This window comes from Sphaerotilus natans (genome assembly GCF_900156335.1).
Lineage (GTDB): Bacteria > Pseudomonadota > Gammaproteobacteria > Burkholderiales > Burkholderiaceae_C > Sphaerotilus > Sphaerotilus natans.
In genome coordinates this window covers 1-26,308 of sequence record NZ_FTMZ01000019.1, presented here as the reverse complement: position 1 = coordinate 26,308, position 26,308 = coordinate 1, and the positions used below count along the sequence as shown (strand labels likewise).

At 69.3% G+C, this 26,308-nt stretch carries 24 protein-coding genes; 11 read left to right on the top strand and 13 right to left on the bottom strand.

The window, feature by feature from the left end; translation table 11 throughout:
- The first annotated feature begins 7 nt into the window (after window positions 1-7).
- The 5 genes from BW996_RS15590 (at window position 8) to BW996_RS15570 (ending at window position 5,784) form a co-directional block, all read left to right on the top strand.
- Entirely contained in the window at window positions 8-1,072 is a 1,065-nt protein-coding gene (locus tag BW996_RS15590) for a branched-chain amino acid ABC transporter permease (RefSeq protein WP_037484430.1), read from the top strand.
- A 66-nt stretch (window positions 1,073-1,138) separates the two neighbouring features.
- Window positions 1,139-2,467: an ABC transporter substrate-binding protein gene (locus BW996_RS15585; RefSeq protein ID WP_037484429.1), complete on the top strand. Its 1,329-nt coding sequence runs from the start codon at window positions 1,139-1,141 to the stop codon at window positions 2,465-2,467.
- Window positions 2,468-2,507: 40 nt separating this feature from the next.
- Window positions 2,508-3,320, top strand: coding sequence for an ABC transporter ATP-binding protein (locus tag BW996_RS15580; protein ID WP_037484426.1), 813 nt, complete (start codon window positions 2,508-2,510; stop codon window positions 3,318-3,320).
- Window positions 3,321-3,378: 58 nt separating this feature from the next.
- Window positions 3,379-4,647 (top strand): phenylacetate--CoA ligase family protein, encoded by a 1,269-nt coding sequence (locus BW996_RS15575; protein WP_037484423.1) that lies wholly within the window; start codon window positions 3,379-3,381, stop codon window positions 4,645-4,647.
- Between the two features lie 165 nt (window positions 4,648-4,812).
- Window positions 4,813-5,784 (top strand): tripartite tricarboxylate transporter substrate-binding protein, encoded by a 972-nt coding sequence (locus tag BW996_RS15570; RefSeq protein WP_037484421.1) that lies wholly within the window; start codon window positions 4,813-4,815, stop codon window positions 5,782-5,784.
- Window positions 5,785-5,901: 117 nt separating this feature from the next.
- On the opposite strand, the gene tyrS is transcribed toward BW996_RS15570, so the two are convergent.
- A complete protein-coding gene (tyrS, locus tag BW996_RS15565) occupies window positions 5,902-7,125 on the bottom strand; it encodes a tyrosine--tRNA ligase (protein WP_037484419.1) in 1,224 nt (407 codons plus the stop codon).
- 244 nt (window positions 7,126-7,369) lie between these two features.
- Between tyrS and BW996_RS15560 the strand changes: the two genes are divergently transcribed.
- Both BW996_RS15560 and BW996_RS15555 read left to right on the top strand, forming a co-directional pair.
- Window positions 7,370-8,788 carry a M23 family metallopeptidase gene (locus tag BW996_RS15560; protein ID WP_241462036.1) on the top strand — a complete coding sequence of 473 codons (1,419 nt, stop codon included), beginning with the start codon at window positions 7,370-7,372 and terminating at the stop codon, window positions 8,786-8,788.
- Window positions 8,785-9,906 (top strand): anhydro-N-acetylmuramic acid kinase, encoded by a 1,122-nt coding sequence (locus BW996_RS15555; RefSeq protein ID WP_037484417.1) that lies wholly within the window; start codon window positions 8,785-8,787, stop codon window positions 9,904-9,906. The genes BW996_RS15560 and BW996_RS15555 overlap by 4 nt, the downstream gene beginning before the upstream one ends.
- Window positions 9,907-9,961: 55 nt before the next feature.
- Here BW996_RS15555 and erpA read toward each other — a convergent pair whose 3' ends face one another.
- The 11 genes from erpA to BW996_RS15500 form a co-directional block, all read right to left on the bottom strand.
- Entirely contained in the window at window positions 9,962-10,336 is a 375-nt protein-coding gene (erpA, locus tag BW996_RS15550; protein WP_037484415.1) for an iron-sulfur cluster insertion protein ErpA, read from the bottom strand.
- A gap of 31 nt (window positions 10,337-10,367) precedes the next feature.
- Window positions 10,368-10,796 (bottom strand): bactofilin family protein, encoded by a 429-nt coding sequence (locus tag BW996_RS15545; RefSeq protein ID WP_037484412.1) that lies wholly within the window; start codon window positions 10,794-10,796, stop codon window positions 10,368-10,370.
- A gap of 68 nt (window positions 10,797-10,864) precedes the next feature.
- The gene (locus BW996_RS15540; protein ID WP_037484410.1) at window positions 10,865-11,581 is read right to left on the bottom strand and encodes a DUF6776 family protein; all 717 of its coding nucleotides are present in this window, start codon (window positions 11,579-11,581) and stop codon (window positions 10,865-10,867) included.
- Between the two features lie 188 nt (window positions 11,582-11,769).
- Window positions 11,770-12,162, bottom strand: coding sequence for a 30S ribosomal protein S9 (gene rpsI / locus BW996_RS15535; protein ID WP_037484408.1), 393 nt, complete (start codon window positions 12,160-12,162; stop codon window positions 11,770-11,772).
- A 10-nt stretch (window positions 12,163-12,172) separates the two neighbouring features.
- Window positions 12,173-12,601, bottom strand: a complete 429-nt coding sequence (rplM, locus tag BW996_RS15530; protein WP_037484406.1) for a 50S ribosomal protein L13 — start codon at window positions 12,599-12,601, stop codon at window positions 12,173-12,175.
- A gap of 220 nt (window positions 12,602-12,821) precedes the next feature.
- Complete coding sequence (locus BW996_RS15525) at window positions 12,822-13,997, bottom strand: BMP family ABC transporter substrate-binding protein (RefSeq protein ID WP_037484405.1); 1,176 nt, start codon at window positions 13,995-13,997, stop codon at window positions 12,822-12,824.
- 70 nt (window positions 13,998-14,067) lie between these two features.
- The gene (locus BW996_RS15520; protein ID WP_037484402.1) at window positions 14,068-14,988 is read right to left on the bottom strand and encodes an ABC transporter permease; all 921 of its coding nucleotides are present in this window, start codon (window positions 14,986-14,988) and stop codon (window positions 14,068-14,070) included.
- Entirely contained in the window at window positions 14,985-16,058 is a 1,074-nt protein-coding gene (locus tag BW996_RS15515; protein ID WP_037484400.1) for an ABC transporter permease, read from the bottom strand. Before BW996_RS15515 ends, BW996_RS15520 begins: the two co-directional genes overlap by 4 nt.
- A complete protein-coding gene (locus tag BW996_RS15510) occupies window positions 16,045-17,604 on the bottom strand; it encodes an ABC transporter ATP-binding protein (protein ID WP_037484398.1) in 1,560 nt (519 codons plus the stop codon). Before BW996_RS15510 ends, BW996_RS15515 begins: the two co-directional genes overlap by 14 nt.
- A gap of 69 nt (window positions 17,605-17,673) precedes the next feature.
- A complete protein-coding gene (guaD, locus tag BW996_RS15505) occupies window positions 17,674-19,011 on the bottom strand; it encodes a guanine deaminase (RefSeq protein ID WP_037484395.1) in 1,338 nt (445 codons plus the stop codon).
- On the bottom strand, window positions 19,008-20,015 hold the full coding sequence (locus BW996_RS15500; RefSeq protein WP_037484393.1) for a LysR family transcriptional regulator: 1,008 nt from the start codon (window positions 20,013-20,015) through the stop codon (window positions 19,008-19,010). The genes guaD and BW996_RS15500 overlap by 4 nt, the downstream gene beginning before the upstream one ends.
- A 71-nt stretch (window positions 20,016-20,086) precedes the next feature.
- On the opposite strand from BW996_RS15500, the gene xdhA reads away from it, so the two are divergent.
- From xdhA to BW996_RS15480, 4 genes are all read left to right on the top strand, one after another.
- Window positions 20,087-21,637, top strand: coding sequence for a xanthine dehydrogenase small subunit (gene xdhA / locus BW996_RS15495; protein ID WP_037484457.1), 1,551 nt, complete (start codon window positions 20,087-20,089; stop codon window positions 21,635-21,637).
- Window positions 21,634-24,072, top strand: a complete 2,439-nt coding sequence (gene xdhB / locus BW996_RS15490; RefSeq protein WP_083701064.1) for a xanthine dehydrogenase molybdopterin binding subunit — start codon at window positions 21,634-21,636, stop codon at window positions 24,070-24,072. Before xdhA ends, xdhB begins: the two co-directional genes overlap by 4 nt.
- Window positions 24,069-24,887: a xanthine dehydrogenase accessory protein XdhC gene (gene xdhC, locus BW996_RS15485; protein ID WP_037486373.1), complete on the top strand. Its 819-nt coding sequence runs from the start codon at window positions 24,069-24,071 to the stop codon at window positions 24,885-24,887. Before xdhB ends, xdhC begins: the two co-directional genes overlap by 4 nt.
- 591 nt (window positions 24,888-25,478) lie before the next feature.
- On the top strand, window positions 25,479-26,093 hold the full coding sequence (locus BW996_RS15480; RefSeq protein WP_051632345.1) for a sugar transferase: 615 nt from the start codon (window positions 25,479-25,481) through the stop codon (window positions 26,091-26,093).
- Window positions 26,094-26,104: 11 nt separating this feature from the next.
- Here the strand turns inward: BW996_RS15480 and BW996_RS15475 are convergent.
- Window positions 26,105-26,308: transposase (locus tag BW996_RS15475; protein ID WP_375136225.1), on the bottom strand; the 204-nt coding region annotated here is incomplete at its 5' end.

Sequence of the window (26,308 nt, the reverse complement as noted above, 5' to 3'; positions counted from 1 at the left end):
CACCCCCATGCTTTACCGTGAGAACGGCCAGTTCAAGACCAGCTACGCCTCGGACCAGCAGATCTTCCCGATCGCGCAGGACCGGCTGGGCATCCTGCTGCTCGTCGCCTTCGCAGCGACGGTGGTGCCAATGCTGGCCTCGGAATACATCTTCCGCGCCATCCTGATTCCCTTCCTGATCCTGTCGCTGGCAGCCCTCGGGCTCAACATCCTGGTCGGCTACTGCGGCCAGATCTCGCTGGGGACCGGCGGCTTCATGGCCGTCGGCGCCTACGCGGCCTACAACTTCTTCGTCCGCATCGACGGCATGCCGGTGGTCCCGGCGCTGCTGCTGGGCGGGGTCTGCTCGACGGTGGTGGGCGTGCTGTTCGGCATCCCGTCGCTGCGCATCAAGGGCCTCTATCTGGCGGTGGCGACGCTGGCGGCGCAGTTCTTCATCGACTGGAGCTTCCTGCGCATCAAGTGGTTCACCAACGACTCGGCCTCCGGCTCGGTCAGCGTCTCGGGCCTGCAGGTGCTGGGCCTGCCGATCGACACGCCGGCGGCGAAATACCTGTTCTGCCTGGCCTTCCTGTGCGTGTTCGCCCTGATGGCCAAGAACCTGGTGCGCGGCAATGTCGGGCGCGAGTGGATGGCGATGCGCGACATGGACGTGGCCGCCTCGGTGATCGGCATCCGCCCGGTGCAGGCCAAGCTCAGCGCCTTCGCGGTGTCGAGCTTCATCGTCGGCGTGGCCGGCGGCCTGTGGGGCTTCGTGCACCTGGGCTCGTGGGAGCCGGCGGCGTTCTCGATCGACCGCTCCTTCCAGCTGCTGTTCATGATCATCATCGGCGGCCTGGGCTCGATCATGGGCAGCTTCTTCGGCGCGGCCTTCATCGTGATCCTGCCGATCCTGCTCAACCAGATCCCGGCCTGGCTGGGCGTGCCGATCTCCACCGCGACCGCCTCGCACCTGGAATACATGATCTTCGGCGCGCTGATCGTCTTCTTCCTGATCGTCGAGCCGCACGGCCTGGCCCGGCTGTGGTCGATCGCCAAGGAAAAGCTGCGCCTGTGGCCCTTCCCGCACTGAATCGCGTCCGTCCTGTCCCCCCATCCCACCGCGTGTTCCCCCACGCCTGCTGACCCGGAGGTTCCCATGAAGCTGAAGTCGCTCGCCCTCGCCGCCTCGATCGTCGCCGCCGTCGCCGGCGCGACCACCGCCCCGGCCGCCTTCGCGCAGGCCAAGGAGCAGTTCTTCCCGGTGCTGGTCTACCGCACCGGCCCGTACGCGCCCAACGGCGTGCCCTTCGCCAACGGCTATGTGGACTACCTGAAGCTGGTCAACGCGAACAATGGCCTCAACGGCGTGAAGATCACCTTCGAGGAATGCGAGACCGGCTACGCCACCGACCGCGGCGTCGAGTGCTACGAGCGCCTGAAGGGCAAGGGCGCCACCGTGTTCCAGCCGCTGTCGACCGGCATCACCTTCGCGCTGACCGAGAAGGCACCCGTCGACAAGATCCCGCTGATCACCGCCGGCTACGGTCGCTCGGAGTCGGCCGACGGCGGCGTGTTCAAGTGGAACTTCCCGCTGCTGGGCACCTACTGGATCAACGCCGACGCGCTGGTGCAGCATGTCGGCAAGAAAGAAGGCGGCCTCGACAAGCTCAAGGGCAAGAAGATCGCGCTGGTCTACCACGACTCGCCCTTCGGCAAGGAGCCGATCCCGGTGCTGCAGGAACGCGCCAAGACCCATGGCTTCGAGCTGCAGATGCTGCCGGTGACCGCGCCGGGCGTCGAGCAGAAGTCGACCTGGCTGCAGATCCGCCAGAGCCGCCCGGACTATGTCTTCCTGTGGGGCTGGGGCGTGATGAACTCCACCGCGCTGAAGGAGGCGGTGGCCACCGGCTATCCGCGCGAGAAGATGTACGGCGTGTGGTGGGCCGGCGCCGAGCCCGATGTCAAGGACGTCGGCGAGGCGGCCAAGGGCTACAACGCCGCGGCCATCCAGCACGGCGCGCAGCCCGAGGCCAAGGTGGTGCAGGACATCCTGGCCAAGCTGCATGCCAAGGGCCAAGGCACCGGTCCGAAGGAGGAGGTCGGCTCGGTGCTCTACATGCGCGGCATGATCTCGGCCATGCTCGGCGTCGAGGGCGTCAAGCGGGCGCAGGAGCGCTTCGGCAAGGGCAAGGTCATGACCGGCGAGCAGGTCCGCTGGGGCCTGGAAAACCTCGCGCTCGACCAGAAGAAGCTCGATGGCCTGGGCTTCGCCGGCGTGATGCGGCCGGTCTCGACCAGCTGCCAGGACCATGTCGGCGCCGGCTGGGTCCGGGTGCACACCTGGGACGGCAAGAAATGGGGCTTCACCTCCGACTGGCTGCAGGCCGACGAGATGATCCTCAAGCCGATGGTCAAGGCCGCCGCCGACAAGTACGCCACCGAGAAGAAGCTCGAGCGCCGCAAGCCCGAGGACTGCCAGTCCTGAGCGCCTGAGCCCTGATCCCCCACCCCAGCGGACACGCACCATGAGCACTCCGAACATCCTCCTGAACGTCAACGGCATCGAGGTGATCTACAACCATGTGATCCTGGTGCTCAAGGGCGTGTCGCTGCAGGTGCCCGAAGGGCGGGTCGTCGCGCTGCTCGGCGGCAACGGCGCCGGCAAGACGACGACGCTGCGCGCGGTCAGCAATCTGCTCGCCGGCGAGCGCGGCGAGGTCACCAAGGGCTCGATCGAGCTGCGCGGCGAGCGCATCGAGAAGCTCTCCACCTCCGACATGGTCAACCGCGGCGTGGTGCAGGTCATGGAAGGCCGGCACTGCTTCGCGCACCTGACCATCGAGGAGAACCTGATGACCGGCGCCTACACCCGCCGGGATGGCAAGGCGGCGGTGGCCGAGACGCTGGAGAAGGTCTACAACTACTTTCCCCGGCTCAAGACGCGTCGCACCAGCCAGGCCGCCTACACCTCCGGCGGAGAGCAGCAGATGTGCGCGATCGGCCGCGCGCTGATGGCCAACCCGAAGATGGTGCTGCTCGACGAGCCCTCGATGGGACTGGCGCCGCAGATCGTCGAGGAGGTGTTCGAGATCGTGAAGGATCTGAACACCAAGGAGCGCGTGACCTTCCTGCTGGCCGAGCAGAACACCAACATCGCGCTGCGCTACTCGGACTACGGCTACATCCTCGAGAACGGCCGCATCGTCATGGACGGCGAGGCCCGGGCGCTGCGCGAGAACGAGGACGTCAAGGAGTTCTACCTCGGCATGGGCGGCGGCGACCGCAAGAGCTTCAAGGACGTCAAGAGCTACAAGCGCCGCAAGCGCTGGCTGGCCTGAGGCTGGCCCCTCTCCCCTCTCCCCTCCTCTCTTCACCCCGAGAAAGAAAGGCTGCGCCGTGAGCGAGTTCTACGACGCACTGGAAACCCGCGACCCGGCCGAACGCGAGGCGGCGCAGTTCGCAGCCCTGCCGGCCCAGGTGGCGCATGCGCAGGCGGGCACGCCGGCCTTCGCCGAGCTGCTGGCCGGCATCGATGCCGCCGCGGTGACCGACCGCGCCGCGCTGGCGCGCCTGCCGGTGATCCGCAAGGGCGAACTGCTCGAGCGGCAGAAGGCGCAGCGCGCCCGCGACGCCTTCGGCGGCTTCGCCGCGATCGGCTGGCGTGGCCAGGGCCCGGGGCGCGGCGCGCTGCGGGTCTTCCAGTCGCCCGGTCCGATCTACGAGCCCGAAGGCGCCGGGCGCGACTACTGGCGCATGGCCCGCGCGATCTTCGCCGCGGGATTGCGCGCCGGCGACCTGATCCACAACAGCTTCAGCTACCACCTGACGCCAGCGGGCTCGATGATGGAGACCGGCGCGCATGCGCTGGGCTGCGCGGTCTTCGCCGGCGGCGTCGGCAACACCGAGCTGCAGCTGCAGGCGATGACCGAGCTGCGCCCGCACGGCTACATCGGCACGCCCGGCTTCCTGAAGATCCTGGTCGAGAAGGCGGCCGAGACTGGCACCGACATCGGTTCAGTCACCAAGGCGCTGGTCAGCGGCGAGGCCTTTCCGCCCAGCCTGCGCGACTGGCTGGCCGAGCGCGGCGTGCAGGGCTTCCAGTGCTACGCCACCGCAGACCTCGGCCTGATCGCCTACGAGACCGCCGCGCGCGAGGGCCTGGTGCTCGACGAGGGCGTGATCGTCGAGATCGTGCGCCCCGGCACGAACGACCCGGTGCCCGACGGCGAGGTCGGCGAGGTGGTGGTGACGACGCTCAACCCCGACTACCCGCTGATCCGCTTCGGCACCGGCGACCTGTCGGCCATCCTGCCCGGACCCTGCCCGAGCGGCCGCAGCGCACCGCGCATCCGCGGCTGGCTCGGCCGTGCCGATCAGACCACCAAGGTGCGCGGCATGTTCGTTCACCCCTCGCAGGTAGCCGAGGTGCTGCGCCGCCATGCGGATGGCGGGCTCGGGCGCGCGCGGCTGGTCGTCGAGGGCGAGATGACCGACGACCGCATGACGCTGCAGGTCGAGTGCGCCCAGGCACCCGAGGGCCTGGCCGATCGGCTGGCCGACACGGTGCGCGAGGTGACCAAGCTGCGCGCGACGATCGTGCTGACCGCGCCGGGCAGTCTGCCCAACGACGGCCGGGTCATCGAGGACCGGCGCAGCTACCGTTGAACAACCAGACAGAAGCTGACAGGAACTGACGGTCTTAAGTAGTTTCCGAGATACCGGCGCGGGCACGCGCCGCTACCATGCGCTCGCGCGCTGGCTCGGGCTGGCGCGCCGACTGATCTACCCGTCCTTGCGGACAACACCTAGCCCACAGATCCCGGAGACCCCATGAAGCGTCTGCTCACGGCCGTGACCCTCGCCACGATGGCCCTTGGCGCCTCGGCCCAGAACTATCCCGAAAAGCCGATCACCATCGTCGTGCCGTTCGCCGCAGGTGGTCCGACCGACAAGGTGGCCCGTGATCTGGCCGAAGCGATCCGCAAGCCGCTGGGCGGCCAGGTCATCATCGAGAACGTCGCCGGCGCCGGCGGCACGCTGGGCCACACCAAGGTCGCCAAGGCCGGTGCGGATGGCTACACCCTGCTGCTGGCCCACGTCGCGATGGCTACCGCGCCGGCGCTGTACCGCAAGCTGCAGTACGACGCGCTCAACGACTTCGAATACCTGGGTCTGGTCAACGAGGTGCCGATGACGCTGATCGCGCGTCCGACGATGCCGGCGGCCAACTATGGCGAGCTGGCCAAGTGGCTCGACGCCAACAAGGGCAAGATCAACCTGGCCAACGCCGGCCTGGGATCGGCCTCGCACCTGTGCGGCCTGCTGTTCCAGCAGAGCACCAAGATCGACATGACCACCGTGCCGTACAAGGGCACCGGCCCGGCGATGACCGACCTGATCGGCGGCCAGGTCGACCTGATGTGCGACCAGACCACCAACACCACCGGCCAGATCAGCGGCGGCAAGGTCAAGGCCTATGCGGTCACCACCACCAAGCGCCTGACCGGCGAGGCGGTGAAGAACCTGCCGACCCTGAACGAGGTCGGGCTGAAGGGCTTCAACGTCACCATCTGGCACGGCCTGTACGCACCGAAGAACACCCCGAAGCCGGTGCTCGACAAGGTCAACGCCGCGCTGAAGACGGCGCTGAAGGACGCCCAGTTCATCAAGAACCAGGAAGCGCTGGGCGCCGACATCGTCGACGACGGCCGCGTCAACCCGGCCGAGCACAAGAAGTTCGTCGAGGCCGAGATCGCCAAGTGGGGCCCGGTCATCAAGGCCGCCGGCCAGTACGCCGACTGAAGGCACCGGCTCAGGCACTGGCTGCTGCGCACCGGTCTGCCTGAGGCCCGGGAAGAATGAGAAAGGGCCGCGGATGCGGCCCTTCTTCTTGGCGGTCCCGACCTGGCGCCGGGTGACTCAGCCCAGCGTGACCTTGGCGAACTTGCGCTTGCCGACCTGCACCACGAAGGTGCCCGCCTCGATCTTCAGGCCTTTGTCGCTGACGACCGCGCCGTCGATGCGCACGCCGCCCTGCTCGACCATGCGCAGGCCCTCGCTGGACGAGGCCACCAGATTGGCCTGCTTCAGCAGCGCGCCGATGCCCAGCGGCGCGCCCGACAGCGTCACCTCCGGGATCTCGTCCGGAATGCCGCCCTTCGATCGGTTCTGGAAGTCCTGCTCGGCCGCGTCGGCCGCCGCTGCGCCGTGGAAGCGGGTGGTGATCTCCTTGGCCAGCATCACCTTGGCATCCTTCGGATTGCGCCCGGCCTGGACCTCGGCCTTCAGCGCGGCGATCTCCGCCTCGCTGCGGAAGCTCAGCAGCGTGAAGTAGGTCCACATCAGGTCGTCGCTGATCGACAGCAGCTTGGCGAACATCGCGTTGGCCGGCTCGCTGATGCCGATGTAGTTGCCCTTGGACTTGGACATCTTGTCCACGCCGTCCAGGCCCACCAGCAGCGGCATCGTCAGGATGCACTGCGGCTCCTGGCCATACTCCTGCTGCAGGTGGCGACCCATCAGCAGATTGAACTTCTGGTCCGTGCCGCCCAGTTCCAGATCGGACTTCAGCGCGACCGAGTCATACCCCTGCATCAGGGGGTACAGGAACTCGTGCACCGAGATCGGCGTGCCGGCCTTGAAGCGCTTGGTGAAGTCGTCGCGCTCCATCATGCGCGCCACCGTGTAGCGGCTGGCCAGCTCGATCATGCCGCGCGCGCCCAGCGGATCCGACCACTCGGAGTTGTAACGGATCTCGGTGCGCGCCGGATCCAGCACCAAGCTGGCCTGGCGGTAGTAGGTCTCCGCGTTGACCTTGATCTGCTCGGCCGTCAGAGGGGGACGGGTAGCGTTGCGGCCCGACGGGTCGCCGATCATCGAGGTGAAGTCGCCAATCAGGAAGATCACCTGATGCCCCAGATCCTGCAACTGGCGCATCTTGTTCAGGACCACGGTGTGCCCCAGATGGATGTCGGGCGCGGTCGGATCCAGGCCGAGCTTGATGCGCAGCGGCTGGCCGGTGCGTTGCGCGCGTTGCAGTTTCCCCACCCATTCCGGCTGCGGCAGCAGTTCTTCACAGCCGCGCAGCGTGACCTCCAGCGCCTGACGCACGGAATCTTCAATTTCGGTTAAATGTTGGCCCATGAGTGAAACGGGGGGTTATTGGTTCGTAACTTCGAAGTGCGTGGGTATACTGGTCCGGTTTCGCAGATCAAGACAGAACCAAGAACAACAGACACCAACGAGAGCGGGTCCCGGATTCTAGAGCGTCAGTCCCAGCCGGCACGAGCCACCGGCGGATGGCGAGCATGGAGGGAGAGACCGGGGGCCGGACGTCAATCCGGGAAGGATGTGCTCGCGCACCTTCCACGAACCAAGAACATCGCTCGTGAACAACCTGGGTGAAAAGGTGCGCCTGCAACTGGCGCACGCCGATCTCACGATCCGTCGACATCCGAAGACCTTCAGCGCGATCGTCACGGCCGTGCTGACCTTCAGCGGCGTGACCGCGTTTGGCGTGGCGCCGCTGAGCATGATCGACTCGACGCCGAAGAACGTGCAGACCGTCGTCGAGACGGTCACGCCGACGGGCCTCGACGAGCAGGCCGAGGCGCTGGCCGAGTACGAGATGCTGCTGCATCGCACCGACCTGACCCGCTCGACCGACACCGCCGACACCCTGCTGCGGCGCCTGGGCGTGTCCGATGCGGAGGCTGCGCAATTCTTGCGGACCGACCCGGCAGCACGCACCATCCTTTCGGGCAGGCCGGGCAAGATGCTGCAGGCCGTGACCGAATCGACGCCGGGTGGCGGTCAGCTGCAGGAACTGGTCGTGCGCGGCCCGGCCGCCGACAGCGCGCAGAACAGCACCCACTTCACCCGCATCACCGTGCGCCGCGACGACAGCGGCCTGAAGGCGACCAGCGAGCAGTTGCCGATGCAGATCGAGACCCGCACCGGCGCCGCGACGATCAGCTCGACCCTGTTCGCCGCCGCCGACGAGGCACGTCTGCCCGATGCGGTCACCGGCCAGATCGCCGAGATGTTCGGCAGCGACATCGACTTCCGCCGCGAACTGCGCAAGGGCGACCGCTTCTCGGTGGTCTACGAGACCATGACCGCCGACGGCGAGCCGGTCACCTGGGGAACCTCCTCGGGCCGGGTGCTGGCCGCGCGCTTCGTCAACGGCAACGACACCCATGCGGCGGTCTGGTTCCAGGAGCCGGGCAGCAAGGGCGCCTACTTCAGCCCGGACGGCAAGAGCAAGGCCAAGGCCTTCCTGGCCTCGCCGCTGGCCTTCTCGCGGGTCACCTCCGGCTTCGCGATGCGCTTCCACCCGATCATGCAGACTTGGCGCGCCCACCTGGGCGTCGACTATGGCGCGCCGACCGGCACGCCGGTGCGTGTGGTCGGTGACGGCGTGGTCGACTTCGCCGGCGTGCAGAACGGCTACGGCAATGTGGTCATCGTCAAGCACAGCGGCGACCGCGCCACCGTCTACGCCCACCTGAGCCGCATCGACGTGCGCAAGGGCCAGTCGGTCAGCCAGAGCGACCTGATCGGCGCGGTCGGCGCCACCGGCTGGGCCACCGGCCCGCACCTGCACTTCGAGTTCAAGGTCAAGGGCGCCCACGTCGACCCGATGCAGATCGCCCGGGCCGCCCAGGCCACCGAACTGTCCGCCGCGGCGCGTGCCCGCTTCGACAGCATGTCGCGCCAGCTGCAGGAGCAGCTCGCCAGCGCCGAGCGCGACCAGGCCACCCGCTCGGCCAGCGCCTCGGTGCCGCGCCGCCAGCGCATGGAATGAGCGACGGCGAGCTCTTCGTCGGCCTGATGTCGGGCACCTCGCTCGACGGGGTCGACGGCGTGCTGTGCCGCATCGGTGCCGACAGCGCCTGGCAGGCGCTGATCGCGCATGTGCACCAGCCTTTTGCACCGGCATGGCGTGAACGGCTGATGGCGCTGCAGGCCAGCGGTCCCGACGAGCTGCACCGTGGCGCGCTGGCCGCCAATGCCGTGGCGCGGGCCTATGCCGAGGTGGTCGCGCAGCTGCTCCAGGAGAGCGCCACGCCGGCTGCGGCGATCCGCGCGATCGGTGCGCATGGCCAGACGGTGCGCCATCAGCCCGGCCTGCATGACGGCTGCGGCTACACCGTGCAGCTGCTCAACGGCGCGCTGCTGGCCGAGCTGACCGCCATCGACGTGGTCTGCGACCTGCGCAGCCGCGATGTCGCCGCCGGCGGCCAAGGCGCGCCGCTGGTGCCGATGTTCCATCAGGGCATTTTCGGCGCCGACGGTCAGGCCCGCGCGATCATCAACATCGGCGGCATCTCGAACCTGACGGTGCTGCGCCCCGGCCAGCCGCCGCGTGGCTTCGACTGCGGCCCCGGCAACGCGCTGATGGACCACTGGATCGAGCGCCACCAGAGCTGCGCCTATGACGCAGATGGCGCCTGGGCTGCCGGCGGCCAGGTCGACACCGCGCTGCTGGCGCGACTGCTCGACGAGCCCTATTTCCGCCAGCCTGCCCCGAAGAGCACCGGCCGCGACCTGTTCCGGCCCGACTGGCTGCAGCCTCGGCTGGCCGCGGGCAGTGCGCTGGCACCGGTCGACGTGCAGGCCACGCTGTGCGAGCTGACGGCACGCGCCATCGCCGACGACGTGCGCCGCGAGGCCGCGGACGCGACCGAGCTGCTGGTGTGCGGCGGCGGCGCGCTCAACCGCCACCTGATGGCGCGCCTGCAGGCACGGCTGCCCGGCCTGCCAGTGCGGCCGACCGACACGCGCGGCCTGCCGGTCATGCAGGTCGAGGCGGCCGCCTTCGCCTGGCTGGCGAGCATGCAGGTGCACCGCCGCCCGGCCGGTGAACCGGCGGTGACCGGCGCACGCGGCCCGCGCATTCTCGGCGCGCTTTATCCGGCCTGAAACGACGCAGGCCGCCCGAAGGCGGCCTGTTCACGAGGTTCAGGGCGGCGTGCGCTCAGACCGAGAAGCTCGAGCCGCAACCGCAGGTGGTGGTCGCGTTCGGGTTCTTGATGACGAACTGCGAGCCGCTCAGGTCTTCCTTGTAGTCGATCTCGGCGCCCGTCAGGTACTGCAGGCTCATCGCGTCGATCAGCAGGGTCACGCCGTTCTTTGACATCTGGGTGTCGTCATCGTTGACGATCTCGTCGAAGGTGAAGCCGTACTGGAAGCCGGAGCAGCCGCCACCCTGCACGAACACGCGCAGCTTCAGGTCAGGATTGCCTTCCTCGGCCACCAGATCGGCCACCTTGGCGGCGGCGCTGTCGGTGAAGACGATCGGGGCGGGCAGGTCGGTGAAAGAGGTGTCGAGGGTTTCGGCGACGGCGCTCATCAAGGGCTCCGGTGGAAGTGAAGGTCGGTGATCAGTTCTTGTCGCTGCCGGTGGCCAGCAGCTTGAGAGCAGGCTTGTCGTCGGTCGTCACGGCATCGGTGCGGGCGCCCTTCGACAGCGGGTGCAAGGCACCTTCGATGGTAGCACCCTGGTGCATCTCGAGCGCCTCGTAGACGACATCGCCCTGGATGTGCGCCTTGGGTTGCAGCTCGAGCAGCACGCTGGACTCGATCGGCCCGACAACCGCGCCGTTGATGATGACATGACCGGCCTTGACCGTGCCGGTGACCCTGGCTTTCTCGCTGATCACCAGGATGCTGGTGCTGCCGGCATCCGCCACCACATCGCCCTGGACCTCGCCGTCGATGCGCAGGCCGCCACTGAAGCTCAGCGTGCCCTGGATGACGGTGCCCTCGCCGATCAGGCTGCGGATCGCGGGCTGCTTCTTGGAACTGAACATGGAATCAATCCTGTCGAGATGAGGTTGAAAGGTGCATAAAACAGGCGCAGACCGGCAGGCGCGCGCCCTCAGAAGAGCCGGGCCGTCTCGGCCACCAGCAGGCGACCGTCCGCGCCGAGCACCCGGAACTCCACCTGCCGGACCGAGACCCCCGACGGATACTCCACCACACCATCGAGACGCAGGTACTGCCTGATGTCGATGGTCTGGTTCGGTCGGGACACGGTCTGCGACCAGGGCTTTCCGTCAGAGGATCCGACAAGTACCAGATCGTAGCGCCCCTTGAGCCCTGCAGGCTGCCCCAGCGCCTGCATCAGCAGCGCCTGATAGCGCAGCCGCTGCGGCCCGTCGGCCTGCAGCTGCAGGCCGCGCACCGACAGCGGCCGGTTGTCGGTCGGCGCCGGCATCATCTTCTCGAGAAAGCCGATGTCGCGGGTCAATGCGAGGTTCTCGACCTCCAGCACCTTGACCCGGGCCGCCAGCGCCTCCTGGGCAGTGCGGGAGGCGGTCAGCAGGCTGTCGGCGGCATTGGCGACCGACACCGCGCGCTGGTGCTCCTCACGCAGCCGCTCGAGCTCCTGGCGCAGCAGGCGCAGTTCCGCACCCGCATCACGCCCCAGCCCGGCGATCTCGCGGCCGTATTCATAGGTCCAGACCGCCACCGCAGCCGAGCCGCCCATCATCAGCGCCAGCACCAGCCAGCGGATCGGCCAGGGCAGCCGGCTGCGCACCGTGACCCGGGGTGCGCTCACCGACAGCCGGCGGCGCAGCAGTTTCCATCGCATGCGAGATCCTGATCAGCAGCAACATCCTGTTGCACAGGCCCGAACGATACGACAGAGTTCCACTGCGGTCAGCATCACCGGCCGCCAAAAAGCAGAAGGCCACCCTGAGGTGGCCTTCGAAGCTGCAGGGCCTGCCGGGTCTCCCAGGTCTGCTCGAGGGCAGACTTGGCGGCAGGCAGAGCAGGAGATCAGCGCTTGCTGAACTGCTTGCGGCGACGCGCGCCGTGCAGACCGACCTTCTTACGCTCGACTTCACGAGCGTCGCGGGTCACGAAGCCGGCGTTGCTCAGCTCGGGCTTCAGGGTCGCGTCATAGTCGATCAGGGCGCGGGTGACGCCGTGACGGACGGCACCGGCCTGGCCGGATTCGCCACCACCGTGCACGTTGACCTTGATGTCGAAGGTCTCGACATTGTTGGTCAGCGCCAGCGGCTGCTTGACGATCATGATCGAGGTCTGACGGCCGAAGTATTGCTCGACCGGCTTGCCATTGACCGTGATCTGGCCCGTGCCCTTCTTGATGAAGACACGCGCGACCGACGACTTGCGACGGCCCGTGCCGTAGTTCCAATCACCAATCATTGTCGGCTCCTCAGATGTCCAGCGACTTGGGCTGCTGAGCGGTGTGCGGGTGCTCGGTGCCCGCGTAGACCTTCAGCTTCTTGATCATCGCGTAGCCCAGCGGGCCCTTCGGCAGCATGCCCTTGACGGCCTTTTCGATGGCGCGACCCGGGTGCTTGGCCTGCATGTCCTTGAACTTGGTGCCGTAGATGCCACCCGGGTGACCGGTATGACGGTAGTACACCTTCTGTTCGGCCTTGTTGCCCGTGACACGGATCTTGTCCGCATTGACGATGACGATGTAGTCACCGGTGTCCACGTGAGGCGTGTAAATGGCCTTGTGCTTGCCGCGCAGGCGGAGGGCGACTTCGCTGGCCACCCGTCCGAGAACCTTGTCCGTTGCGTCAATCACAAACCACTCATGCACGACCTCGGCCGGCTTGGCGCTGAAAGTCTTCATGGCAAATCTCTTTGCTTCAGGGGTCTGCTGGCTGCTTGATCCGGGCCCTCGGCGCTGCTTGTGAACGCAGCCTCTCAGGTCTCCGGCCAGGTCTTCCGACCCGTCTTTCCCGTGCAGCCAATGACGGAAAAGCCTGCGAGTGTAGCACAGCGACAGGCTGCACCACGGCTCGCAGGCTCAGAAAGGGCGATGAGCGATCAGCCCGTCAGCCCATCAGCCGTCAATTGCCGGCTGGCACCTTGCCTTCCACGCCCTTGACGTAGAAGTTGACACCCGACAGGAACTTGTCATCGGCGACCGCGTCCTTGGCCAGCATCTCCTTGCCGTCCTGACCGACGATCGGGCCCTTCCAGATCACGAAGCTGCCATCGGTCAGGCCGGCCTTGATCTTGGCGACCCGGTCCTTGACCTCGGCGGGCACCTTGTCGGAGATCGACACCAGGTCGATCGCGCCTTCCTTGACGCCCCACCAGACGCCACCGGTCTGCCAGGTGCCGTCGAGCGCGTCCTTGACCGCCTTGCTGTAGTACGGCGTCCAGTTGATGACCGCCGAGGCCAGATGCGAGTTCGGACCGAACTTGCTCATGTCCGAATCCCAGCCGAAGGCCAGCTTGCCCTTCTCCTCGGCCTTCTGCAGCACCGCGCTGGAGTCGGTGTTCTGGAACAGCACGTCGGCGCCGCCGGAGATCAGGCTCTGCGCGCCCTCGCCTTCCTTCGGGGGATCGAACCACTTGTTGACCCAGACCACCTTGGTCTTGACCTTCGGGTTGACGCTCTGCGCGCCCAGCGTGAAGGAGTTGATGTTGCGGATCACCTCGGGAATGGGGATCGAGGCGACCACGCCCAGCGTGTTCGACTTCGTCATGCTGCCGGCGATGACGCCGGCCATGTAGGCGCCCTCGTAGGTGCGGCTGTCGTAGGTGCGCATGTTCTCGGCCGTCTTGTAGCCGGTGGCATGCTCGAACTTCACGTCCTTGCTGTCGGCGGCGACTTTCAGCATCGGCTCCATGTAGCCGAAGGTGGTGCCGAAGATCAGCTTGTTGCCCTGGCCGACCAGATCGCGCATCACCCGCTCGGCGTCGGCCGACTCGGGCACGTTCTCGACGAAGGAGGTCACGATGCGGTCGCCGAACTCGGCCTCGATCGCCTTGCGGGCGTTGTCGTGGGCGAAGGTCCAGCCGGCGTCGCCGACCGGGCCGACGTAGGCGAAGGCGACCTTGAGCGGCTCGGGCTTGGCCGGCTCGGAAGCCGCGGCCGAAGCCGGCTCGGCGGCCGGGGCGGCCGGGGCGGCCGGGGCAGCCTCTTCCTTCTTGCCGCAGCCGGCCAGCGCGGCGGCAGCGGCCAGCGCGGCCCAGCCGGAGGCCTGGAGCAGCGTGCGCTTCGAGAGCTTGGACATGGGTTCTCCTGTTGAGAGTCTGTCGGTCGTGTTGTGCCTGGATCAGCAGGCGGGGATTATCGGATCCGGCTCAGGATCCCGGGAAGAAAGGCTTGCCGATCGAGGCCGGCATGTTGGCGCGGATCCACGCCGGGTTGCGCGAGATCAGCACCAGCACCACGATCGTGGCCAGATAGGGCAGCGCGGTCAGCAGCTGGCTGGGCAGCTGCACGCCCTCGCCTTGCAGGTGGAACTGCAGCATCGTCACGCCGCCGAACAGGTAGGCGCCCAGCAGCACGCGCGCCGGCCGCCAGGTGGCGAAGGTGGTCAGCGCCAGCGCGATCCAGCCCTTGCCGGCGGTCATGCCCTCGACCCACAGCGGCGTGTAGATCACCGACAGGTAGGCGCCGGCCACGCCGCACAGCGCGCCGCCGGCCATCACCGCCAGCAGCCGGATGCGCCGCACGGAATAGCCCAGCGCATGCGCCGACTCGGGCGACTCGCCCACCGCACGCAGCACCAGCCCGGCGCGCGAGCGGTACAGGAACCAGGCCAGCGCGGCCATCAGCACGATCGTCAGGTAGACCATCGGGTGGTGCTTGAAGAAGGCCGGCCCGAAGAAGGGAATGTCGGCCAGTCCGGGAATCTCGAACTTCGGCCGCTCGGCGAGCTTTTCCTGGGTGTAGCGGATGCCGACGAAGGCCGAGAAGCCCGCGCCGAACAGGCTCAGCGCCAGGCCGGTGGCGTACTGGTTGGTGTTCAGCCAGATCACCAGCACGCCGAAGGCCGCGGCCATCAGCGCGCCCGCCCCGGCGCCGGCGGCAAACGCGATCCAGTCATTGCCGGTGTGCACCGAGGTGGCGAAGCCGGCGATCGCTGCCACCAGCATCATGCCTTCGGCACCGAGGTTGAGCACGCCGGCGCGCTCGTTGATCAGGAGGCCCAGGCCGGCGATCGCCAGCACGGTGCCGGCACTCAGCGTGGCCGCCAGCAGCAGCGCGAACTCGTTCATCGGGCACCCTTTCCTGCGGCGCCCCAGCGCACGCGATAGGCGATCAGCGTGTCGCAGGCCAGCAGCGTGAACAGCAGCAGCCCCTGGAACACGCCGGTCAGCGATTTCGGCAGGCCCAGGCGCGACTGCGCCAGCTCCCCGCCGATGTAGAACATGCTCATCAGCAGCGCCGAAAAGACGATGCCCACCGGATGCAGCCGGCCGACGAAGGCGACGATGATCGCCGCGAAGCCGTAGCCCACCGGTACATAGGGCGTGAGCTGGCCCAGCGGTCCGGCGGCCTCCAGCGCGCCGGCCAGGCCGGCCATGCCGCCCGACACCAGCAGCGCCGTCCACAGCGCGCCGCGCGACGAGAAGCCCGCATACAGCGCCGCCGCCGGCGCCAGCCCGCCCACCTGCAGCGCAAAGCCCCGGTAAGTACGGAACAGGAAGGCGGTGAAGCCGCCCACCGCCACCAGCGCGATCAGCACGCCGATGTTGGCGCGCAGGCCGTCGACCAGGCGCGGAATCTTCGTCGGCTCGAGAAAGGTGATGGTCTGCGGGAAGTTGAAGCCCTTCGGATCCTTCCAGGGGCCGTAGACCAGATAGCTCAGCAGCATCTCGGCCACATAGACCAGCATCAGGCTGACGAGGATCTCGCTGGCGTTGAAGCGGTCGCGCAGCAGCGCGGTGATACCCGCCCAGGCCATGCCACCGAGCACGCCCGCAGCCAGGATCAGCACCACGATCCCGCGCGAGGAGTCAGGCTGCGCCTGCAGCGCCACCCATCCGCCGGCCAGCGCCCCGACGATGAACTGGCCCTCCGCGCCGATGTTCCACAGGTTGGAGCGGAAGCACACCGCCAGCCCCAGCGCGATCAGCACCAGCGGCACCGCCTTGACGCTCAGCTCGGACAGCGCGCGGGCGTCCTTCAGCGGCTCGACGAAGAAGACCTGCAGGCCCTTGACCGGGTCCTTGCCCAGGAGGGCGAACAGCGCGATGCCGATGATCGTGGTCAGCACCAGCGCGATCAGCGGCGAGGCCAGCGACATCGCCTTCGACGGCTGCGGCCGGGCTTCAAGCCTGAGCATGGTCGCTCTCCTTGTTGTTGTTCTGCTTGTTCTGCGGCGAGGGCTCCGACGGCCACAGACCCGACATCCAGGCGCCGATCTGCTCGATGGTGGCGTCGCGGGTGGCGATCGAGGGCGAGAGCCGCCCCTGCGCGATCACCACCAGCCGGTCGCTGATCTCGAACAGCTCGTCGAGCTCCTCGCTGACCACCAGCAGCGCGCAGCCGGCCTCGCGCAGCGCCAGCATCGCCTGGCGGATCTGCGCCGCCGCGCCGACGTCCACGCCCCAGGTCGGCTGGCTGACGATCAGCAGCTTCGGACGCGCGTCGATCTCGCGGCCGACGATGTACTTCTGCAGATTGCCGCCCGAGAGCGACCTGGCCGCCGCGTCCGGGCCGCCGGCCTTGACGTTGTAGCGCTGGATCAGCTCGGCCGCCTGCGCGCGGATCGCGCCCATCTTGAGCCAGCCGCCCGGGCCGACGTTCTCGGTGCGGGTCAGCAGCAGGTTGTGCGCCAGCGACAGCGTCGGCACCGCGCCGCGGCCCAGGCGCTCCTCGGGCACGAAGTGCAGCCCCAGGCGGCGGCGCTGCGCCGGCGTGGCGCGCGCGATGTCCTGGCCCGAGAGCCGCACCGAGCCGGCCGGCGCGCGCCGGTCCTCGCCGGAGAGCGCGGCCATCAGCTCCTGCTGGCCGTTGCCCGACACGCCCGCGATGCCGACGATCTCGCCCGCCCTCACCTGCAGCGCCAGCCGCGACAGCGTGGTGCCGAACGGATCGACCTGCGGCAGGTCCAGCCCCTCGACCGCCAGCACCACCTCGCCGGGCGCGGCCGGGCGGCTGCGCAGCGCCGGCGGCTCGGCGCCGATCATCAGCTTCGACAGCGAGGCGTTGGTCTCCTGCGTCGGATCGACCTCGCCCGTCACCTTGCCGCCGCGCAGCACCGTGCAGTGGTGGCACAGCGCGCGGATCTCGTCGAGCTTGTGGCTGATGTAGAGGATCGAGCAGCCGGTGTCGGCCAGCCGGCGCAGCGTGACGAAGAGCTTCTCGACCGCCTGCGGCGTCAGCACCGAGGTCGGCTCGTCGAGGATCAGCAGCTTCGGATCGGTCAGCAGCGCGCGCACGATCTCGACGCGCTGGCGCTCGCCGACGCTCAAGGAATGCACCGGCCGCAGCGGATCGACCTCCAGCCCGTACTCGCCCGAGACCGCGCGGATGCGCTCGCTCACCTGCGCCAGCGACATCGACTTGTCCAGGCCGAGCCAGACGTTCTCGGCCGCGGTCAGCGTGTCGAACAGCGAGAAGTGCTGGTAGACCATGCTGATGCCGAGCTGGCGCGCGTGCGCGGGGCTGGTGATCTGCACCGGCTGGCCGTTCCAGCGGATCTCGCCGGCGTCGGGCTTCACCGCGCCGTAGATGATCTTCATCATCGTCGACTTGCCAGCGCCGTTCTCGCCCAGCACGGCATGGATCTGCCCGGGCGCGACCGTCAGCGCCACGCCGTCATTGGCGCGCACCGCGGGGTACTGCTTCGTGATGCCCAGGAGTTCCAGGCGTGGAGGGGCGGTCATCGGGGGAGGACTCCGGGTCGGGTCAGTCGTGCGGCACAAAAACGGTGCGCATTGTCACAAAAACTGTCGTCAGCGGATCGGCGCGCGCCGGAAAAGCGCGCGACCGGCGATCCAGGTCGCCGCCAGGTTCCGCTCGTCACCGAGTGTCATCCAGGCGAAGACCCGCTCATGCAACTGTCGCGCCCGCGCGTCGCGGTGCGTGGCCACCGGGCCGGCGGCCCAGTCCCACAGCGCCAGATCGGCGGTGCGACCGACCTCCAGCGCGCCGATCTCGTGCGCCAGGCCGAGCGCCTCGGCCGCGCCCAGCGTCGCGCCGTGCAGCGCCTTCCAGGCCGTCAGCCGCACGCCGCGCAGCGCCTGCACCTTGTAGGCGTCGGCCAGCGTGCGCAGCATCGACAGGCTGGTGCCGCCGCCCACGTCGCTGGCCAGCGACACGCGCGCGCCGGCCGCCTCCAGCTCCGGCCAGCCGATCAGGCCGCTGCCGAGAAAGAGGTTGGAGCTCGGGCTGTGCGCGATCTGCGCGCCGGTGTCGGCCAGCAGCGCGCGGTCGGCGTCGTCGAGCCAGATGCCGTGCGCCAGCACCGCGCGCTCGCCCAGCAGCCCGGCGCGGTGATAGACGTCGAGGTAGCTGCGCGCCTCGGGGAAGAGCTCGGCCACCCAGGCCACCTCGGCGCGGTTCTCGGCCACATGCGTCTGCATGTAGAGGCCGGGCACCTCCATCATCAGCCGCCCGGCCATCGCCAGCTGCTCGGGCGTGCTGGTCGGCGCGAAGCGCACCGTCATCGCGTAGGCCAGCCGGCCGGTGCCGTGCCAGCGGCGGATCAGCGCGCGGCTGTCGCGCTCGGCGCCGGGCACGTCGTCGCGCAGGCCCTCGGGCGCGTGGCGGTCCATCAGCACCTTGCCGGTGATCAGGCGCATGCCGCGGTGGTGCGCGCCGGCCAGCAGCGCCTCGGTCGAGCTGACATGCACCGTCGGGAACACCACCGCGCTGGTCGTGCCGTGCGCCAGCAGCGCATCGAGGAACAGCTCGGCCCCGGCGACGGCCACCGCCGGGTCGGCGTGGCGCATCTCGGCGGGGAATGTGTAGGTCTCCAGCCAGTCGAGCAGCTCGGTGCCGTAGCTGGCGATCACGTCCAGCTGCGGGCTGTGCACATGGGTGTCGATGAAGCCCGGCATCAGCAGCCGGCCGCGCCGGTCCTCGACCGACCAGACGGCCGCGTCCGGCGTGAAGGCCGCCGCGGGCTCGACGCCCGCGATGCGGCCGTCCTCGACCAGCAGCCAGTGATCGGGCCGCCAGCGCACGCCCGGCACCAGGCCGGTGGCCGGATCGGGCACCGCCCAGCCGGGATCGGCGTCGAAGTCGAGCAGGTCGGCGCGCAGCGCCAGGCGGTCGGGAGCAGAGGTCATGCGGACGGAGCAGCGGGAACAGGAACGAGGACGGGATCGGCGGCGGCGGACAGCCCCGGCGCCGGCAGCCGGCGCGCGACATCGCGCACCGTCTCGCGCAGCCAGCGCAGCGAGGCCGCGCCGTGCGTGACCTCATGCCAGAGCTGGTAGTAGGTCAGCGAGGGAAAGTCGACCGGACAGCGCACGACGCGCAGCGGCAGCGTGCCCAGATGGCGCTGGCAGAACAGCCGGCCAGTGGTCAGCACCAGCGCGTCGCTGTGCGCCAGCATCGTCGGCACCAGCGCGAAATGCGGGCTGCGCACGACGATGCGCCGCTGCAGGCCCTGACGCGCCAGATGCTCGTCGATCACGCCGTGGCCGCCGGTGTGCAGCGCCGTCGGCGCGACATGGTCGGCGGCGAGGTAGCGCTCCAGCGTCCACTCGCGCGGCCGGCGCGCCGCCAGGTGGTCGGCGCCGACCAGGCAGACGATCTCGTCGGAGAACAGCCGGCCGATGTGCAGCTCGGCCGGCGGCTCCAGCCAGTTGCCGATCACCAGATCGACCTCGCCGCGCGCCAGCCGGGCGCGGTAGTCGAACTCGGCCGACAGCGCGTGAATGGTCAGCCGCGCGCGCGGCGCCTGCTGGCGCAGCCGCGCCACCAGCATCGGCAGGAACAGCGGGTCGAGGTAGTCGCTGGCGGCGATGCGGAACTCGATCTCGGCCGCGCCGGGCGTGAAGGCGCGGGCGCCGGACTTGCCACCGAAGAGCTGCTCGGCGCTGCGCAGCAGCGTCTCGGCCGGCGCCATCAGCTGCAGCGCGATCTCGGTGGGCACCATGCCGGCGCCGGCGCGCACCAGCAGCGGGTCGCCGATCAGCGCGCGCAGCCGTCGAAGCTGCGCGCTGACCTGCGGCTGCGTGGAGGACAGGCGCATCGCGGCACGCGAGACGCTGCGTTCGGAAATCACGGTGTGAAAGACCCTGACGAGATGGAGCTCGATGGTGTCGAAAACGGCACGCTGTGTCATACGTTCATTCTCATGCAGGTCATCATTTCACGCGCATGTCATGCGGCGTCTGCTGGGGTATGTTCCGGCCCATGCCCGAGATTTCGCCCCGACCGATCCGCTTCGTCCACCGCGGCCGCACCGTCGCGCTTGAGGGCGTGGCGCCCACGCGCACGCTGCTCGACTGGCTGCGCGAGGATGCCCGCCCGCGCTGCACCGGCACCAAGGAAGGCTGCAACGAGGGCGACTGCGGCGCCTGCACCGTGCTGGTGGCCGAGCGCGACGACGCGGCGCCCGGCGGCGTGGCGATCCGCAACATCAACGCCTGCCTGAGCTTCCTGCCCACGCTCGACGGCCGCGCGGTGCTCACGGTGGAAGACCTGCCGCCGGCCCATCCGGTGCAGCAGGCGCTGGTCGAGTGCCACGGCTCGCAGTGCGGCTTCTGCACGCCCGGCTTCGTGATGACGATGACCGCGCTGCGCGAGGCGCACACGGCCGCCGGCACCCGCCCCGAGCGCCCGGCCATCGCCGACGCGCTGGCCGGCAACCTGTGCCGCTGCACCGGCTACCGTCCGATCGTCGACGCGGCCGAGCGCATGTTCGACCTGCCCGACGCGCCGATCGACCGCGCCGCGCTGCGCGCGCAGCTCGATGCGCTGCAGGTGGACGTGGGCCCTCGCCTGCGCGAGGGTGACGGCGTGGACAGCCGTCATCCCCGCGCAGGCGGGGACCCACAAAGTCCTGCCCATGCCGGTGACGCCTTCCACGCCCCGCGCACCCTCGACGAGCTGGCCGCCCTGCGCCTGGCCGATCCCGAGGCGCGGCTGCTGGCGGGCGCGACCGACATCGCGCTGTGGGTCAACAAGCAGTTCCGCGAACTCGGGCGGCTGATCTGGACCGGTGGCGTGACCGAGATGCGCCGCATCACGACCGAGGCCGACGGCACGCTGCACATCGGCGCCGCCGCCTCGCTGGAAGACGCCTGGGCGGCGCTGGCCGCGCGCTGGCCCGCGCTCACCGAGGTCTGGCGGCGCTTCGCCTCGCCGCCGGTGCGCCACGCCGGCACGCTGGGCGGCAACATCGCCAACGGCTCGCCGATCGGCGACGGCGCGCCGGTGCTGATGGCGCTGGATGCGCGCATCGTGCTGCGCCGCGGGCCCGACACCCGCACGCTGGCCCTCGAGGACTTCTACCTCGACTACATGAAGAACGCGCTCACGCCGGGCGAGTTCGTCGAGCGGCTGATCGTGCCGCCGCAGCCCGAGGGCACGCAGGTGCGCGCCTGGAAGATCAGCAAGCGCTTCGACAGCGACATCTCCACCGTGCTGATGGCGGCCGCGCTGCGGCTGGATGCCGACGGCCGGATCGCCGCGGTGCGGCTGGCCTTCGGCGGCATGGCGGCGATCACGAAGCGCGCCGCGCACGCAGAGGCCGCGCTGCTCGGCCGCCCCTGGAACGAGGCGGCGCTGCAGGCCGCCCAGGTCGCGCTGGCGCAGGACTTCCGCCCCTTGAGCGATCTGCGCGCCAGCGCCAGCTACCGGCTCGCGGTCAGCGCCAACCTGCTGCGCCGGCTCTGGCTGGAGACGCGGCCCGACGATCCGCTGCCCGCCAGCGCCACCCAGGTCCGGGAGTTCCGCGCATGAGCACGACCGTCATCGGCACCTCGCGCCCGCATGAATCCGCGCAGCTCCACGTCACCGGCCGCGCGCCCTACATCGACGACCTGCCCGAGGTGGCCGGCACGCTGCACGGCGCGCTCGGCCTGTCGCCGGTGGCGCACGGGCGGCTGGTCGCGCTCGACCTAGCGCGGGTGCGCGCGATGCCCGGCGTGGTCGCGGTGCTGTCGGCCGCCGACATTCCCGGCGTCAACGACTGCGGCCCGATCGTGCACGACGACCCGATCCTGGCCGAGGGCACGGTGAACTGGCGCGGCCAGCCGATGTTCCTGGTCGTGGCCCGCACGCGCGGCGAGGCGCGGCGCGCGGCGGCGCTGGCGGCGCAGGTCGCGACGATCGAGCCGCTGCCGGCGGTGCTCGACGCGCTGGAGGCGCACCGGCTGCAGCAGTACGTCGTGCCGCCGATGCGCCTGAAGCGCGGCGACGCCGCGGCCGCGATCGCCGCCGCGCCGCACCGGCTGGAGGGCCGCTTCAGCCTCGGCGGCCAGGAGCAGTTCTACCTGGAGGGCCAGATCGCCTACGCGCTGCCGCAGGAGAACGACGGCCTGCTGGTGCACAGCTCGACCCAGCACCCGACCGAGATGCAGCACGTCGTCGCGCACGCGCTGGGGCTGGCGGCGCACCAGGTGCAGGTGCAATGCCGGCGCATGGGCGGCGGCTTCGGCGGCAAGGAGTCGCAGTCGGCGCTGTTCGCGGCCTGCGCGGCGCTGGCGGCGCAGCGGCTGCAATGCCCGGTCAAGCTGCGCCCGGACCGCGACGACGACTTCCTGATCACCGGCCGGCGCCACGGCTTCGAGTTCCGCTACAGCGTCGGTCATGACGAGGCCGGGCGGCTGCTGGGCGCCGAGGTCGAGATGGTCTCCAACGCCGGCGCCTCGGCCGACCTGTCGGCGCCGGTGATGACGCGCGCGCTGTGCCACTTCGACAACGCCTACTGGCTGCCCGACGTCGATCTGCACGGCTACTGCGCGCGCACGAACACGCAGAGCAACACGGCGTTTCGCGGCTTCGGCGGGCCGCAGGGCGCCCTGGCGGTGGAGGTGATCCTCGACGAGGTGGCGCGCCGGCTCGGGCTCGACGCGCTGGCGGTACGCCGCGCCAACTTCTACGGCACCGAGGACCGCAACGTCACGCCCTACGGCCAGACGGTCGAGGACAACATCATCGCGCCGCTGGTCGACGAGCTGGCCGAGCGCGCCCGCCACGACGCGCGCCGCGCCGAGATCGCCGCCTTCAACGCCGCCAGCCCGGTGCTGAAGAAGGGCCTGGCGCTGACGCCGGTGAAGTTCGGCATCAGCTTCAACGTCGCGCACTTCAACCAGGCCGGCGCGCTGGTGCATGTCTACACCGACGGCTCGGTGCTGGTGAACCACGGCGGCACCGAGATGGGCCAGGGTCTGAACACCAAGGTAGCGCAGGTGGTCGCGCACGAGCTGGGTCTGCCCTTCGAGCGGGTGCGGGTCAGCGCCACCGACACGCACAAGGTGGCCAACACCTCCGCCACCGCCGCCTCCACCGGCACCGACCTCAACGGCAAGGCGGCGCAGGACGCGGCGCGCCAGATCCGCGACCGCCTGGCGGCCTTCCTGGCGGCGCGCTGGCAGGTGGCGCCCGAGGCGGTGCAGTTCGCCGGCGGCCAGGTGACGGCGGGCGCGCAGGCGCTGGCCTTCCCCGAGCTGGTCGCGCTGGCCTATGCCGCGCGCATCCAGCTCTGGAGCGACGGCTTCTACGCCACGCCCGGCCTGCACTGGGACCGCGAGCGGTTGCAGGGCCGGCCTTTCTTCTACTTCGCCTACGGCGCGGCGCTCAGCGAGGTCATCGTCGACACGCTGACCGGCGAATGGCGGCTGCTGCGCGCCGACGTGCTGCACGATGTCGGCGCCTCGCTGAACCCGGCGCTGGACATCGGCCAGGTCGAGGGCGCCTTCGTGCAGGGCATGGGCTGGCTGACCACCGAGGAGCTGCGCTGGCAGCCGATGGACGGCTCGCGCGCCGCGGGCCTGCTGCTGACGCACGCGCCCAGCACCTACAAGATCCCGACCGCCAACGACATTCCGCTGGAGCCTGGGGCACTCGACGTGCGGCTCTACGCCAACCGCAACCCGGCCGACAGCATCCACCGCAGCAAGGCCGTGGGCGAGCCGCCGCTGCTGCTGCCCTTCAGCGTCTTCCTGGCGATCCGGGACGCGGTGTCGGCGGCGGGCGGGCACCGCGCCGATCCGCCGCTGCGCGCGCCGGCGACCGGGGAGGCGATTCTGGACGCGCTGGCGGGGGTCATGGCGGCGGGGGTGGGTCCCCGCCTGCGCGGGGATGACGGGATTCGTGGGGATGACGGGATTTGCGGGGATGACGGGATTCGCGGCGATGACGGGGGCGGAGTGGCCGGGAGCGACGGCGCGTGACGCCGCTGCGCCTGCAGGCCGAGGCGCGCGCCCGGCTCGCCCGGGGCACGCCCGCCATCGACGTGCTGATCGCCGCGCACCAGGGCTCGGCGCCGCGCGAGACCGGCACGCGCATGGTGGTGACGCCGGCCGAGGTGCTCGGCACCATCGGCGGCGGCCATCTGGAATGGAAGGCGATCGAGGCGGCGCGGCGCCTGCTCGCCCGGCCGGACGCGCCGGCCGAGACGCTCGACCTGCCGCTGGGGCCGGCGCTCGGCCAGTGCTGCGGCGGGCGGGTGAAGCTGCGGCTGTCGCGGCTGACGCCCGAGGCGCTCGACGCCTGGACGCTGCCGCCGCCGCGCTTTCATCTGCAGCTGCACGGCGCCGGCCATGTCGGCCGCGCGATCGTGAAGCTGCTGGCCGACATCGACGGCCGCGTCCGCTGGGTCGATGGCCGGGAAGACGAGTTCCCGCCGCACGATCCGCTCGAGCAGCCGCACATCACCCGAATCGTCAGCGATGCGCCCGAGATGGAGGTCGCGCAGGCGGCGCCGGGCACCGCCTTCCTGGTCATGACGCACCGCCATGACCTCGACGAGGCGATCACCGAGGCCATCCTGCGCCGAGGTGACGCCGCCTTCTGCGGCCTGATCGGCAGCGCCACCAAGCGGGCGCGCTTCCTGTCGCGCTTCGAGGCGCGGGGGCTGAGCGCGGCGCAGCGCGGTCGCCTCACCTGCCCGATCGGCCTGCCCGGCATTGCCGGCAAGGAGCCGGCGGTGCTGGCGGTGAGCGTGGTGGCTCAGCTGCTGAACCTGTGGCCGAAAAAGCAATTCTGATCAAGCCCGAGACGGATACGATTTGCCGCGCCCATTACCGCGCCCATAGTTGCAAAAACGTCAGGCGGCGTCCCTGATCGGAGCCTGATGTCCTACACAGGCACCAACTCGGTTCACCTAGAATGGCTGCGCCGCCGCGACTGTCGCCACAAAGCATCATCTGCGATTGACTTCCGGCGAATCCAGTTAAGGTGACTGCCCCTGCTTTCGAGACAACTTGGAGCAGGACAGGCACTCCATCACGGGAAGGCCAGACCGCAAGGGTCGATCAGGCCTCGATCTTTCATTTCACGACTCGGGCAGCCAGGGGTATCAAGGAAGCAACAGTTGCAACATTGCGACGGCCATCACTCGTGCATTTTGTCACAAGCGGGCCGCTGATCGGCACCTGACCCCCCACCTAGAATGGTCCGCAGTTACCCTAATCACATCTGACTCAGGAAGGAAGGCATGCATCCACACAGCGAAGCATCGATGGCGGTCTTGTCGCGAATGCCTGCAACCGACTCCCGGTCAACCTCCAGCCCCCCCTGTTCCCCGCCAAAACCGGCCGCCGGCGCTGCAGCGCCGCGCGATCCGGCAACCCACGGCATGCTCGAACGCGGCCGGGTCGGACTGAACATGCTGGAGCGAGCGGCCAAGCGTCTATTCGACCTGGTCGGCGTGTTGGTGATGCTGATGTTGTTCGCACCGATCATGCTGAGCATCGCGCTGGCCGTGCGCATGACGACGGGCCGGCAGGTCATCTACGGTCACACTCGCATTGGCCGCGACGGTCGCGAGTTCCAGTGCTACAAGTTCCGCTCGATGGTGCCCAACGCCGACGAGGTGCTGCGCCGTCTGCTCGAGAGCGATCCGCAGGCGCGCGCCGAATGGGAACGCGACTTCAAGCTGAAGGACGATCCGCGCATCACCCGTGTCGGCCGTTTCATCCGCAAGACCAGCCTGGACGAGCTGCCGCAGCTCTGGAACGTGCTGCGCGGCGAGATGAGCATCGTCGGCCCGCGCCCGATCGTGCAGCTGGAGCTGGACCGCTACTACGACGCCGCCCGCGATCATTACCTGAGCGTGCGGCCTGGCCTGACCGGCCTGTGGCAGGTCAGCGGTCGCAATGACATCGGCTACGACGAGCGCGTCAACCTCGACCGCCACTACGTCGACAACTGGAACGTCTGGACCGACCTGTCGATCAGGGCGATTGCATGAAGCCCGATCCCCTACTTCGGGCTGATGCCGAGCACGGTCTCCAGATACTTCGGGCTCCAGGCGGCCTTCTGGCGCTTGATGTTGAGACTGGTCTTCCTGGATTTTTCCTGCCTGAGCAGGTTCAGGCTCATGCGTCTGAGGATGGCGAAGTTCTCGGCCCCGTCGCCCACGCGGATGCGACAGTCGTCTTCGGAGAAGGTCATGTCCAGCACCCA

What these genes read in the sequence shown, in the direction of transcription:
- BW996_RS15590 (WP_037484430.1), top strand. Translation starts at nt 8, where the DNA reads ATGCTTTACCGTGAGAACGGCCAGTTCAAGACCAGCTACGCCTCGGAC.
- BW996_RS15585 (WP_037484429.1), top strand. Translation starts at nt 1,139, where the DNA reads ATGAAGCTGAAGTCGCTCGCCCTCGCCGCCTCGATCGTCGCCGCCGTC.
- BW996_RS15580 (WP_037484426.1), top strand. Translation starts at nt 2,508, where the DNA reads ATGAGCACTCCGAACATCCTCCTGAACGTCAACGGCATCGAGGTGATC.
- BW996_RS15570 (WP_037484421.1), top strand. Translation starts at nt 4,813, where the DNA reads ATGAAGCGTCTGCTCACGGCCGTGACCCTCGCCACGATGGCCCTTGGC.
- tyrS (WP_037484419.1), bottom strand. Translation starts at nt 7,125, where the DNA reads ATGGGCCAACATTTAACCGAAATTGAAGATTCCGTGCGTCAGGCGCTG.
- BW996_RS15555 (WP_037484417.1), top strand. Translation starts at nt 8,785, where the DNA reads ATGAGCGACGGCGAGCTCTTCGTCGGCCTGATGTCGGGCACCTCGCTC.
- erpA (WP_037484415.1), bottom strand. Translation starts at nt 10,336, where the DNA reads ATGAGCGCCGTCGCCGAAACCCTCGACACCTCTTTCACCGACCTGCCC.
- BW996_RS15545 (WP_037484412.1), bottom strand. Translation starts at nt 10,796, where the DNA reads ATGTTCAGTTCCAAGAAGCAGCCCGCGATCCGCAGCCTGATCGGCGAG.
- BW996_RS15540 (WP_037484410.1), bottom strand. Translation starts at nt 11,581, where the DNA reads ATGCGATGGAAACTGCTGCGCCGCCGGCTGTCGGTGAGCGCACCCCGG.
- rpsI (WP_037484408.1), bottom strand. Translation starts at nt 12,162, where the DNA reads ATGATTGGTGATTGGAACTACGGCACGGGCCGTCGCAAGTCGTCGGTC.
- rplM (WP_037484406.1), bottom strand. Translation starts at nt 12,601, where the DNA reads ATGAAGACTTTCAGCGCCAAGCCGGCCGAGGTCGTGCATGAGTGGTTT.
- BW996_RS15525 (WP_037484405.1), bottom strand. Translation starts at nt 13,997, where the DNA reads ATGTCCAAGCTCTCGAAGCGCACGCTGCTCCAGGCCTCCGGCTGGGCC.
- BW996_RS15520 (WP_037484402.1), bottom strand. Translation starts at nt 14,988, where the DNA reads ATGAACGAGTTCGCGCTGCTGCTGGCGGCCACGCTGAGTGCCGGCACC.
- BW996_RS15515 (WP_037484400.1), bottom strand. Translation starts at nt 16,058, where the DNA reads ATGCTCAGGCTTGAAGCCCGGCCGCAGCCGTCGAAGGCGATGTCGCTG.
- BW996_RS15510 (WP_037484398.1), bottom strand. Translation starts at nt 17,604, where the DNA reads ATGACCGCCCCTCCACGCCTGGAACTCCTGGGCATCACGAAGCAGTAC.
- guaD (WP_037484395.1), bottom strand. Translation starts at nt 19,011, where the DNA reads ATGACCTCTGCTCCCGACCGCCTGGCGCTGCGCGCCGACCTGCTCGAC.
- BW996_RS15500 (WP_037484393.1), bottom strand. Translation starts at nt 20,015, where the DNA reads ATGACACAGCGTGCCGTTTTCGACACCATCGAGCTCCATCTCGTCAGG.
- xdhA (WP_037484457.1), top strand. Translation starts at nt 20,087, where the DNA reads ATGCCCGAGATTTCGCCCCGACCGATCCGCTTCGTCCACCGCGGCCGC.
- xdhB (WP_083701064.1), top strand. Translation starts at nt 21,634, where the DNA reads ATGAGCACGACCGTCATCGGCACCTCGCGCCCGCATGAATCCGCGCAG.
- BW996_RS15480 (WP_051632345.1), top strand. Translation starts at nt 25,479, where the DNA reads ATGCTCGAACGCGGCCGGGTCGGACTGAACATGCTGGAGCGAGCGGCC.